This window comes from Neorhizobium galegae bv. orientalis str. HAMBI 540, assembly GCF_000731315.1.
GTDB lineage: Bacteria > Pseudomonadota > Alphaproteobacteria > Rhizobiales > Rhizobiaceae > Neorhizobium > Neorhizobium galegae.
On the sequence record NZ_HG938353.1, the window covers coordinates 1,753,209 to 1,764,436 of the forward strand.

Here is an 11,228-nt window from a genome sequence, read left to right on the forward strand (position 1 = left end):
CCGCCGTTTCCAATTCACGAGGCGATGATCGGATCAGGCCGAATAATACATGTCGAACTCGACGGGATGCGGCGTCATCTCGAAGCGCATGACTTCCACCATCTTGAGTTCGATATAGGCATCGATCTGGTCGTCGTCGAAGACGCCGCCGGCGGTCAGGAACTTGCGGTCGCGATCGAGGTTTTCGAGCGCTTCACGCAAGGAGCCGCAGACGGTCGGGATCTTCTTCAGCTCCTTCGGCGGCAGGTCGTAGAGATCCTTGTCCATGGCCTTGCCGGGATGGATCTTGTTCTTGATGCCGTCGAGGCCGGCCATCAGCATGGCGGCAAAGGCCAGATACGGGTTTGCCAGCGGATCCGGGAAGCGGACTTCGACGCGCTTCGACTTCGGTCCGGTGCCGAACGGAATGCGGCACGAAGCCGAGCGGTTACGGGCCGAATAGGCAAGCAGAACAGGCGCTTCATAACCCGGAACGAGACGCTTGTAGGAATTCGTCGTCGGGTTGGTGAAGGCGTTGATCGCCTTGGCATGCTTGATGATGCCGCCGATATAGAAGAGGCAGCTTTCGGAAAGGCCGGCATATTCGTCGCCGGCGAAGGTCGGCTTGCCGTCCTTCCAGATCGACTGGTGCACGTGCATGCCAGAGCCGTTATCGCCGAAGATCGGCTTCGGCATGAAGGTCGCGGTCTTGCCATAGGCATTGGCGACCTGGTGTACGACATATTTGTAGATCTGGATCTTGTCGGCGTTTCGCACCAAGGTGTCGAACTTGACCCCGAGCTCGTGCTGGGCGGAAGCCACTTCGTGGTGATGCTTTTCGACGACCACGCCCATTTCGGCGAGCACGGTCAGCATTTCGGAGCGCATGTCCTGGAGGCTGTCGACCGGCGGAACCGGGAAATAGCCGCCCTTGACGCGAGGACGGTGGCCGAGGTTGCCGGTCTCGTAGTCGGTGTCGTCGTTCGACGGCAGTTCCGACGAGTCGAGCTTGAAGCCGGTATTGTAAGGGTCTGCCTTGTACTTGACGTCGTCGAAGACGAAGAATTCCGGCTCGGGGCCGACAAACACGGTATCGCCGATGCCGGATGCCTTCAGATAGGCTTCGGCCTTCTTGGCGGTGCCGCGCGGATCGCGGTTATAGGCTTCGCCCGATATCGGATCGAGGATGTCGCAGAAGATGACCATGGTCGACTGAGCGAAGAACGGGTCCATGTGGACCGTCGCCGGGTCCGGCATCAGCACCATGTCCGACTCGTTGATGGCCTTCCAGCCGCCGATCGAGGAACCGTCGAACATGACGCCATCGGCAAACATGTCCTCATCGACGCAGACCACGTCCATGGTCACATGCTGCAGCTTGCCCTTTGGGTCGGTAAAGCGCAGGTCCACGAACTTGACGTCGTTTTCCTTGATTTGTTTCATGATTTCGCTTGCGCTCGTCATATGACCTCCTCGATGTACGATGACGATGAAACCCCGGCCTTTGGCCTTGGGGCGGTATTTTGCGGGCGTTTAGATGGCGTCCACGCCCGTTTCACCGGTGCGGATGCGAATGACTTCCTCGATGTTGGAGACGAATATCTTGCCGTCTCCAATCCGTCCAGTCTGTGCAGCGTTGCGGATCGCCTCGATGACCGCATCCGCATTCTCGTCCGCCAGGACGACCTCGACTTTGACTTTAGGCAGAAAGTCGACGACGTATTCCGCGCCGCGATAGAGCTCCGTATGGCCCTTCTGGCGGCCAAAGCCCTTGGCTTCGGTCACTGTGATCCCCTGCAAGCCGACTTCCTGAAGGGCTTCCTTCACTTCGTCGAGCTTGAAAGGCTTGATGATCGCTTCGATCTTTTTCATGAGAAACTATATCTCCGCTTCTCTCTTGAAGCAGGCCGTTACCCGCTCGCCCATGCCAATGCAGTTATCGTGCCAAACTCACATGGCACTTTCAAAAAAACAATGCGGTTTTGCACCGATTCCCCATAAAACAGCAGGTTCAGTGGCAAAACTGCTTCCATTTTTCTCGAAATTTGTGCGTTGCGACACAAGAATCGGAGTTTTTTGAAGTTTTTTCGAAACTTAAGCGATGGCGAATATAGTCAAGACAAAGTCACTTATTTAAGCATTTGCATAATTTCTATGCCATTCTGGCTAGAGAAGAGGCGCTTGTTTTCTGATCATCTTTCCGTTCAATAGCGCTATGGATGCTTCGCTTGTTTCACTGCTTCTGACGCCCGACGAGATGGCGGCGGCGGACGCCGCCTCTGCCCGATCCGGCATTCCGTCCTTTGACCTGATGGACAGGGCAGGCCGCGCGATTGCTGCCGCCGCGCTTCGGCATTTTCCGGGCGCCTTGCGTTTTGTCGCATTCTGCGGTCCCGGAAACAATGGGGGGGACGGATATGTCGCGGCCCGCGCGCTTGCCGAAGCCGGCGCCACCGTTGACGTCCATCATCTCGGCGATCCCAGAACACTGAAGGGCGATGCAAGGCAGGCGCGCGACCTCTGCGGTCTGTCGTCGAAACCGCTCGAAGTCTATCAACCGCGGGCCGGCGACGTGGTGGTCGACGCGTTGTTCGGTGCCGGCCTGACACGCAACGTGCCCGACATTGTCGCGGAGGTGATCCGCAAGGTCGGCGAGGCGGGGATATCAGTTCTTGCGGTGGACCTGCCGTCCGGTCTCTGCGGGAGGCGGGGCGTGCCGCTCGGCGGCGCCTTCCAGGCTGCCCATACGATCACTTTCATGACCCGCAAGCCGGGCCACCTGCTGCTGCCGGGCAGGTCTCTCTGCGGTGACGTCGAGGTTTTCGATATCGGCATTCCGGCCCGCATCATCCGCGAGGTTGCCGGCAGGATAAGAGAGAATGGACCCGAATTGTGGAGTGGCCTGCTGGCCGAGCCGGGAAGCGACACCCACAAATATCGCCGCGGACATCTGGCCGTGTTCTCAGGCGAGGCTGGCAAGACGGGTGCGGCTCGCCTTTCGGCGACCGCGGGCCTGAAAGCCGGGGCCGGCCTGGTGACGGTCGGTTCGCCAAGCGATGCCATGCCGGTCAACGCGGCCTGGCTGACCGCGATCATGCTGTACCGGGTAGACACGGTCAAAGACCTGGAAAACTGGCTTCGCACGGCGAAGCTTGCCGCTTTCGTGCTCGGACCGGGATTTGGCATCGGCAAGAAGGCGAGGCAGTTCGCGCTGGCATTGAAGGGTCGGCCGCTGGTGCTCGACGCCGACGGGATTACCTCCTTCAAGGAAAAGCCCTCGGATCTGTATGATGCCTTTGCCGGCGGAGAGCCCCACTTGGTGCTGACGCCGCACGAGGGCGAGTTCGCCCGGCTTTTCCCCGACATCGCTACAGATGACAGCCTGAGCAAGGTGGAAAAGGCAGTGACCGCCGCCGCCCGCGCTCACGCTGCCATTGTCTACAAGGGCGCCGACACGGTGATCGCCAGCCCCGACGGACGCGCCTACATCAATACCAACGGACCGCCGTGGCTGGCGACTGCCGGTTCCGGCGATGTGCTCGCCGGCGTGATCGGTGCATTGCTCGCTCAAGGCATGCCCGCATTCGAGGCGGCCGCGGCGGGCGTTTACCTGCATGGAGAAGCCGGTAAGCGGGCGGGCAGGGGCATGACGGCCGAAGACCTCGCCACCCATGCCGGCGTAAGGCTGGATCTCTAGCTGCGGCTTTCCAAAAGTTCACGCATCGCCATTGCCCCATAGGGAGCGTTCACCTTGCCCTCATGGATGAAGAAGGCGAAAACGTCGCGCGGCTCCTTCTTCGGCTTATGTTTGTCATCGACCAGCGGCAGGTCGTCCGGCACGCCACCCTCGGCCCAGGTTTCCAACCTTTTCGCCCAGGCCTTCATATCCTCTTCGGCGTAGCAGGTCTTGATGTCGTCCGAGCCTTTTTGCAGGCGCGTGTAGACGAAATCCGCGGTGACGTCCGCGATCATCGGATAGTCGAAATGGTCGGCACAGACCGGCGCGATGTTATATTTCGCGAGCAACGCGATAAATTCCGGCACCTTGAATGTGTCGTTACGGACTTCGACCACATGGATCAGCTTCAGCCCGTCCAGCTTGTTCGGCAGCAATTTCAGGAAGGCTTCGAAATCGTCCGCCTCGAACTTCTTGGTCGGCGCGAACTGCCAGAGCAGCGGCCCGAGATGATCGCCGAGCTCGGTCAGTCCCTGGGTCAGGAATTTTTCGATCGACTCCCCCGCCTCTGCCAAAACCTTGCGGTTGGTGGTGAAGCGGCTGGCCTTCAGCGAAAAGATGAAGCCATCTGGAACCTCGGATGCCCATTTGGCGAAGGTCTCCGGCTTCTGCGATCCGTAATAGGTGCCGTTGACCTCGATCACCTTCAGTTTGCTGGCCGCATATTCGAGCTGTTTTTTCTTGGCCAGTTTTTCAGGGTAGAACGTGCCTTCCCACGGCTCGAAGGTCCAGCCGCCGATGCCCGTGCGAATAGTGCCGGCTTTGGTCATGAATTGCCTCCCCTGTGCAGAGCTTCACTCCGCCGCTTCCACCTTCTTGACCGGCCGCCGCTCCAGCAGTTCTTTCAGGAACTGGCCGGTATAGGACCGCTTTTCCTTGACGATCTGCTCGGGCGTGCCGGCCGCGACCACTTCGCCGCCGCCGGTGCCGCCTTCCGGGCCGATGTCGATGATCCAGTCGGCCGTTTTGATGACCTCGAGATTGTGCTCGATGACCACCACGGAATTGCCCTGGTTCACCAGTTCTTGCAGCATTTCCAGAAGCTTGGCGACGTCATGGAAATGCAGGCCGGTCGTCGGCTCGTCGAGGATATAAAGCGTGCGCCCCGTCGAACGTTTCGACAGTTCCTTCGCTAGCTTGACGCGCTGCGCCTCGCCACCCGAAAGCGTATTGGCCTGCTGGCCCACCTTGATGTACCCGAGGCCGACCTCGAAGAGCGACTGCAGCTTGTCGCGCACCGCTGGCACCGCCGAGAAGAACTCGACGCCTTCCTCGACCGTCATGTCGAGCACGTCGGCGATCGATTTTCCCTTGAAGGTGACGTCGAGTGTCTCGCGATTGTAGCGCTTGCCGTGGCAGACGTCGCAGGTGACGTAGACGTCCGGCAGGAAGTGCATCTCGATCTTGATGACGCCGTCGCCCTGGCAGGCCTCGCAGCGGCCGCCCTTGACGTTGAACGAGAAACGGCCGGGCTGGTAGCCACGAGCTTTCGCTTCTGGAAGACCGGCAAACCAGTCGCGGATCGGCGTGAATGCGCCGGTATAGGTGGCCGGGTTCGATCGCGGCGTGCGGCCGATCGGCGATTGATCGATATCGATCACCTTGTCGATATGCTCGAAGCCATCGATCCTGTCGTGTTCGGCCGGGATTTCGCGCGCCCCCATCACGCGGCGTGCGGCGGATTTATAGAGCGTCTCGATCAGGAAGGTCGATTTGCCGCCGCCGGACACGCCGGTCACGGCAGTAAAGACGCCAAGCGGAATGGCGGCCGTGACATTCTTGAGGTTGTTGCCACGGGCGCCAAAAACCTTGATTTCCTTGCCCTTCTTCGGCTTGCGGCGTTCCGTCGGAACCGGCACGCCGAGTTCGCCTGACAGATATTTGCCGGTCAGCGATTTCGGGTTGGCCATCACCTCGTTGGGCGTGCCTTCCGCCACCACCTGTCCGCCGTGGATGCCAGCCGCCGGGCCGATATCGACCACGTAGTCGGCACTCATGATCGCGTCTTCGTCATGCTCGACGACGATCACCGTGTTGCCGATGTCGCGCAGGTGTTTCAGCGTATCGAGCAGCCGGGCATTGTCGCGCTGGTGCAGGCCGATCGACGGCTCGTCGAGCACGTACAGTACGCCGGTCAGGCCGGAGCCGATCTGCGAGGCAAGCCGGATGCGCTGGCTTTCGCCACCGGAGAGCGTGCCGGAATTGCGCGACAGGCTGAGATAATCGAGGCCGACATCGTTCAGGAACCGCAGGCGTTCGCGGATCTCTTTTAGAATGCGGACTGCGATTTCGTTCTGCTTGGCGTTCAGCTGTTCCGGCAGCACCTCGAACCAGTCGCGCGCGATCCGGATCGACATCTCGGTCACCTGGCCGATATGCAGCTTGTTGATCTTGACCGCCAGCGCTTCGGGCTTGAGGCGATAGCCGTTGCAGGCCGGGCAGGGGGCGGCCGACATGTATCGTTCGATCTCTTCGCGTGCCCAGGCGGAATCTGTTTCCTTCCAGCGGCGTTCGAGGTTCGGCACGATGCCTTCGAAATTCTTGACCGTCTTGTAGGAGCGGGCGCCATCGGCATAGTGGAATTCGATCTTTTCCTCGGTGCCCTCGAGGATGGCTTTCTGCGCCTCCGCCGAAAGCTCGTTCCAGCGGCTGGAGAGCTTGAAATCGAAAACCTTGCCAAGCGCTTCCAGCGTCTGGTTGTAATAGGGCGAGGTGGATTTCGCCCATGGCGCAATCGCGCCGTCGCGCAACGTCCGGGCAGGCTCCGGCACGATCAGCGCCTCGTCCACCTTCTGCTGCGATCCGAGACCGTCGCAGGTGGGGCAGGCGCCAAATGGATTGTTGAACGAAAACAGCCGTGGCTCGATTTCCGAAATGGTGAATCCGGAGACCGGGCAGGCGAATTTTTCCGAAAAAAGCACCCGTTCGTGCGTTTCGTTGAGGGACTTGTTCGCGGATCCGCCGGCCGAAGTCTCTCCCGGCGGCAGCGGCTTGTCGGCAAACTCGGCGACCGCCAGCCCATCGGCCAGTTTCAGCGAGGTTTCGAGACTGTCGGCCAGACGCGCGGCAATATCGGAACGGACCACGAGCCGGTCCACGACGATATCGATATCGTGCTTGTATTTCTTGTCGAGCGCCGGAACGTCGGCGATCTCGTAGAACTGGCCGTCGACCTTGACGCGCTGAAACCCCTTTTTCATCAGGTCGGCGAGTTCCTTCTTATACTCGCCCTTCCGTCCACGGATCATCGGCGCCAGGATATAAAGACGCGTGCCTTCCTCGAAGGCCAGGATGCGGTCGACCATCTGGCTGACTGTCTGGCTTTCGATCGGCAAGCCGGTCGCCGGCGAATAGGGCACCCCGACGCGCGCAAAAAGCAGGCGCATATAATCGTAGATCTCGGTGACGGTGCCGACCGTCGAGCGCGGGTTGCGCGAGGTCGTCTTCTGTTCGATCGAGATCGCCGGCGAAAGCCCGTCGATCTGGTCGACATCCGGCTTCTGCATCATTTCCAGGAACTGGCGTGCATAGGCCGAAAGGCTTTCGACATAACGCCGCTGGCCTTCCGCATAGATCGTGTCGAAGGCGAGCGACGACTTGCCCGAACCCGACAGGCCGGTCATGACGATCAGCGAGTTGCGCGGCAGATCGAGATCGATGCCCTTCAAATTGTGCTCGCGCGCACCACGTATAGAAATGCTCTTCAGTTCGCTCATCTTCATGCTCTCGGGAGGATTGAAGGTCCTTATGTAGTGATAGATCCGTGGCTGTCGAGACGAAACTGCTGCGATGCGGCACCGTTCCCGAGTCGGTTGACAGCACTATAGGAATAAATTAGAACAAATAAAGAACAAATTTGCCTGTGGATTAAAGGTCGCAAAAACCCCAATGGCTGAGCCCGATGGGCTAAAGTGCCGCGATTGATTTTTGGTGCCGCCGGCCGGGCGGCAGATGAGGTGACGAATATGGCTGGTAGTGTGAACAAGGTAATCCTGGTGGGGAATGTGGGGGCTGATCCTGAAATCCGCCGGACGCAGGACGGCCGGCCGATCGCCAACCTTCGCATCGCCACGTCCGAAACCTGGCGCGATCGCAACAACGGCGAACGCCGCGAGAAGACCGAATGGCATACGGTCGTCGTCTTCAACGAAGGCCTTTGCAAGGTCGTCGAGCAATATGTGAAGAAGGGCGCCAAGCTTTATATCGAAGGCGCACTGCAGACCCGCAAGTGGCAGGACCAGACAGGCAACGACCGTTATTCGACGGAAATCGTGCTTCAGGGATTCAACTCGACGCTGACCATGCTGGACGGTCGCGGCGAGGGCGGCGGCGACCGTGGTGGTGCTGGCGGCAATCGTGTCGGCAATGACTTCGGCGGCAACGATTTTGGCGGCGGCGACGATTACGAGCGCCGGCCGGCGGCAGGCGGTGCGAGCCGCGGCGGTCAGTCCTCCGGCGGTCAGCCGGCAGGCGGCAATTTCTCCCGCGATCTCGACGACGACATCCCGTTCTAGCTTGGAGCGCTCCGGCCTTTGTAAACTAGAATGCTGATCGCATTGTAATCATAGAATAATATCGTTGACAAGCCGCTTTCTACTGGATAGTCACTTATTCGGTGGTAGCGGAGCGTTGAATTTTGTCAACTAAGCCCTTCAATCCGTATGCTGTGCGATGGTCCCGTTTTGCCGATGGCGAGCGGATGCCGTTCCTAGTTCAAGTCGCCACAGGTCTTCCGCTCGAGGGCCTACATTCTGGATCACTGCTGAACGACGGGCGCTTGGCATGCAGCCGAACACCTTGTTCAACGAACTTCGCTCGCTGATGTTTCTCTACCTCTGGGCCGACCTCCGGGGAGTAGATATCGGCGAGCGCCTCAGGGAAGGCGTCTTCCTGTCCCTTGGTGAGATCATTGACTTGGTCGGCTTCTGCGGCCGATACCTCGCGGATAGATACAGCACAGGCCTTGCGGGTCAGGATGCCGGGGAGATGATCATCTACTGCTTCGGAGCGAGGGCGGATCTCGTTCTTTCAGAATACCAGTCAAGGCTCGCTGTCGCACGGAAGGATGTCAGGTTTGACGGAGCCATAACACAAGGGCTGTTCCGGCGATCGGTCCACACACACGTTAATACGGGACGGGACTTCCAGGTCCGGCATTTGATCGTGCCCCTGTACTTCAACCCTACCAGGTAGCAGGGCGCAGGTCAGGAAGCGGCTGTATGCACAGCCTTCACGCCCGGTCTTAGGCCGTTTGTAAACTACAGGCCGGTTTTGGCCTGGAATCGGATCATATATTTACATTTTATCGAAACAGCGTGATGATCGTTCCTCTAGGAGCCTGATATTGCTGGTATCTCTCTCTCAGTTTACAGTTTCATTCCCTATTACCGTTCTGATCGGTCGGCTACCATCGATCTCTGAAACGGCAGCTGCCTGAATTGTTGCTCAGGCGGCCGCCTTGTCGGCGAGCATCGCGACCAGGACGTCTGATTGCGATAGAATGCCCACCAGTTTGTTGTTCTCCCGGGTTACCGGCAGGTAGTGCAGCCCTTCTTCGGCAAAGATGACGATCGCGTCTGCGATCGGCGTGGCCGGGCCAACCGTCTTGACCGGCGTCGTCATGATGTCCTTGACCGTGTCGTTCGGCGCGCTGGCGCCCGACAGAACGAGGCGCAGGCGCTGGGCAAATCCGATCCTTGGCTTCCCCCTCGTCCAGTTCGCCTTGTCGAGAAAATCGGTCTGGGTGACGATCCCGACTACTTCCGCCCTGTCATTGGTGACCGGCAAGGCCTTGAAGTGATGGAGGCGCATCAGATCGTGCGCCTCTTTCAGCGAATTGTCCGGCGCCACCGCCACCACATCGCGTGACATGATGCTGGCGCAATCGAGGTGGCCGGCGCGCCGGCGATAGGAGCGCAATTCCGTCCGCCGCAGGATCGTTTCGAGGTCGTCGCGATCGATATCCAGGAACTCGTCGTATTCTTTCAGGACATCGTCGAGGTCGGCGGAGGTAAAGCCGATGCGCTGGATCGAGGCGGGGTCGGTCGTACCATGATCGGCCGCCGCCGGCTTGGCCGCGTGCGGGTAACGACGTCCCGTCAGATTGTTGAAGGCCAGCGCGATCAGCAGCAGGACCAGCGAATTGCCGGCGACCGGCCAGAACACGAAACCGTATCCGAGTTCATGGATCGTCGGTCCGCCGAGCACTGCGGTCAGCGCGATCGCGCCGCTCGGGGGATGCAGGCACCGAAGCGTCATCATCGCCGCGATGGCAACGGCGATCGCCACCGCCGAGGCCAGGAACGGATCGGTTATCAATAGAGCGGCGGTCACGCCGACCAGGGCTGCGACGATATTGCCGCCGAGGATCGACCACGGCTGTGCAAGCGGGCTGGAAGGCACTGCAAACAGCAGCACCGCCGATGCCCCCATAGGGGCGACCAGTGCCGGAAGCGTTGCATCTGCCTTCAAAGCCAGGCTTCCCAGCAGTCCGGTCACCAGAATGCCCGCGAGCGCGCCAAGCGCTGCACGCAATCTTTCCTTGGGGCTGACGGGGGTGGCTTCCGGCAGGAGCCGGCGCAACATGCGGCGCATCATGGAGACCTTCGAGTGAGGTGAGATGAATCGCGTTCTAGCAGAAAATTCCGCGCTGTCGCCCGTGTCTTATAAGGCAGGGGGTCTTCTTGCCTAAAGATTGCGGCGCCTAAAGATTGAAGGCTGAGCGCACCCCGTCGACGACGAACTGGACGGAGAGCGCCGCGAGGATCACGCCGAGCAGACGGGTGAGGATCGCCCTTCCGGTGACGCCGAGGAAACGGTCGAGCCGCTCGGCGACCAGAAGCGTCGCGTAGACGAGCAGCATGATCAGCGCGATGACACCGATGAAGAGCGCACGGTCGACAATGCCGGGCAGGGTGCCGGAAAGCAGGACCGTGGCTGAGATCGCGCCCGGTCCGGCAATCAGCGGCAGCGCCAGCGGAAACACCGCGATATTGTGGATATGGTCGATGGTGATTGCGGCCTGGGACGTCTTTTCCTTCCGCTCCTGGCGTTTCTCGAACACCATTTCGAAGGAGATCCAGAAGAGCAGCAGACCGCCGGCAATGCGGAAGGCGCCGATCGATATGCCGAGCAGCCCGAGCACGCTCGAACCGAACAGCGCAAAGACGGCGAGGATGCCGAAGGCGATCAGCGACCCTCGGAAGGCGACCTGGCGCCGCTGAAGGGCGGTCATGCCGACGGTCAAGCCCAGAAAGACCGGCGCCAGCCCGGGCGGGTCGAGTGTCACGAGCATCGTGGTCAGGGCATTGACCAGCATATCGGGGGTCGCCATATCCTCTCCCTGTCGGGCTGCAATCCTTGCAGTCGCATGCGAAGATTGTTAGGACAGGCCGGCAGCGAAAGAAAGCCCACTCCGTCCGCGTCGCGGCATGCTTCGACCTTGTTCAAAAGCCGCGTTAAAGCCGCAAAAGCTGTTCAAAACCATTGTGGAAATTGGCGCTCGGAACCGCTT

General features: G+C 60.1%; 9 protein-coding genes. 3 read left to right on the forward strand and 6 right to left on the reverse strand.

All coding sequences use genetic code 11. The features are described 5' to 3' along the window. Nucleotides 1–33 precede the first annotated feature (33 nt). Together glnA and RG540_RS08910 are read right to left on the reverse strand one after the other, a co-directional pair. Entirely contained in the window at nucleotides 34–1,443 is a 1,410-nt protein-coding gene (gene glnA / locus RG540_RS08905; RefSeq protein WP_037087011.1) for a type I glutamate--ammonia ligase, read from the reverse strand. Between the two features lie 69 nt (nucleotides 1,444–1,512). After that, complete coding sequence (locus RG540_RS08910) at nucleotides 1,513–1,851, reverse strand: P-II family nitrogen regulator (RefSeq protein WP_038542987.1); 339 nt, start codon at nucleotides 1,849–1,851, stop codon at nucleotides 1,513–1,515. Between the two features lie 343 nt (nucleotides 1,852–2,194). Between RG540_RS08910 and RG540_RS08915 the strand changes: the two genes are divergently transcribed. Further along, complete coding sequence (locus RG540_RS08915) at nucleotides 2,195–3,676, forward strand: bifunctional ADP-dependent NAD(P)H-hydrate dehydratase/NAD(P)H-hydrate epimerase (protein ID WP_038586845.1); 1,482 nt, start codon at nucleotides 2,195–2,197, stop codon at nucleotides 3,674–3,676. Here RG540_RS08915 and RG540_RS08920 read toward each other — a convergent pair. Together RG540_RS08920 and uvrA are read right to left on the reverse strand one after the other, a co-directional pair. Further along, nucleotides 3,673–4,485, reverse strand: a complete 813-nt coding sequence (locus RG540_RS08920; protein WP_038586848.1) for a DUF72 domain-containing protein — start codon at nucleotides 4,483–4,485, stop codon at nucleotides 3,673–3,675. The genes RG540_RS08915 and RG540_RS08920 overlap by 4 nt on opposite strands. A gap of 24 nt (nucleotides 4,486–4,509) precedes the next feature. Then, nucleotides 4,510–7,431, reverse strand: a complete 2,922-nt coding sequence (gene uvrA / locus RG540_RS08925) for an excinuclease ABC subunit UvrA (RefSeq protein WP_038593374.1) — start codon at nucleotides 7,429–7,431, stop codon at nucleotides 4,510–4,512. A gap of 249 nt (nucleotides 7,432–7,680) precedes the next feature. On the opposite strand from uvrA, the gene RG540_RS08930 reads away from it, so the two are divergent. Together RG540_RS08930 and RG540_RS33115 are read left to right on the forward strand one after the other, a co-directional pair. Further along, nucleotides 7,681–8,229, forward strand: a complete 549-nt coding sequence (locus RG540_RS08930) for a single-stranded DNA-binding protein (protein WP_007763736.1) — start codon at nucleotides 7,681–7,683, stop codon at nucleotides 8,227–8,229. A gap of 268 nt (nucleotides 8,230–8,497) precedes the next feature. Beyond that, complete coding sequence (locus tag RG540_RS33115) at nucleotides 8,498–8,908, forward strand: hypothetical protein (protein WP_244446640.1); 411 nt, start codon at nucleotides 8,498–8,500, stop codon at nucleotides 8,906–8,908. Nucleotides 8,909–9,160: 252 nt separating this feature from the next. Here RG540_RS33115 and RG540_RS08940 read toward each other — a convergent pair whose 3' ends face one another. Then, complete coding sequence (locus tag RG540_RS08940; protein ID WP_038593378.1) at nucleotides 9,161–10,309, reverse strand: HPP family protein; 1,149 nt, start codon at nucleotides 10,307–10,309, stop codon at nucleotides 9,161–9,163. Between the two features lie 109 nt (nucleotides 10,310–10,418). Next, the gene (locus RG540_RS08945; protein ID WP_038586850.1) at nucleotides 10,419–11,048 is read right to left on the reverse strand and encodes a MarC family protein; all 630 of its coding nucleotides are present in this window, start codon (nucleotides 11,046–11,048) and stop codon (nucleotides 10,419–10,421) included. Between the last annotated feature and the right edge of the window lie 180 nt (nucleotides 11,049–11,228).

What these genes read in the sequence shown, in the direction of transcription:
- RG540_RS08930 (WP_007763736.1), top strand. Translation starts at nt 7,681, where the DNA reads ATGGCTGGTAGTGTGAACAAGGTAATCCTGGTGGGGAATGTGGGGGCT.
- RG540_RS33115 (WP_244446640.1), top strand. Translation starts at nt 8,498, where the DNA reads ATGCAGCCGAACACCTTGTTCAACGAACTTCGCTCGCTGATGTTTCTC.
- uvrA (WP_038593374.1), bottom strand. Translation starts at nt 7,431, where the DNA reads ATGAGCGAACTGAAGAGCATTTCTATACGTGGTGCGCGCGAGCACAAT.
- RG540_RS08915 (WP_038586845.1), top strand. Translation starts at nt 2,195, where the DNA reads ATGGATGCTTCGCTTGTTTCACTGCTTCTGACGCCCGACGAGATGGCG.
- RG540_RS08945 (WP_038586850.1), bottom strand. Translation starts at nt 11,048, where the DNA reads ATGGCGACCCCCGATATGCTGGTCAATGCCCTGACCACGATGCTCGTG.
- RG540_RS08910 (WP_038542987.1), bottom strand. Translation starts at nt 1,851, where the DNA reads ATGAAAAAGATCGAAGCGATCATCAAGCCTTTCAAGCTCGACGAAGTG.
- RG540_RS08920 (WP_038586848.1), bottom strand. Translation starts at nt 4,485, where the DNA reads ATGACCAAAGCCGGCACTATTCGCACGGGCATCGGCGGCTGGACCTTC.
- glnA (WP_037087011.1), bottom strand. Translation starts at nt 1,443, where the DNA reads ATGACGAGCGCAAGCGAAATCATGAAACAAATCAAGGAAAACGACGTC.
- RG540_RS08940 (WP_038593378.1), bottom strand. Translation starts at nt 10,309, where the DNA reads ATGCGCCGCATGTTGCGCCGGCTCCTGCCGGAAGCCACCCCCGTCAGC.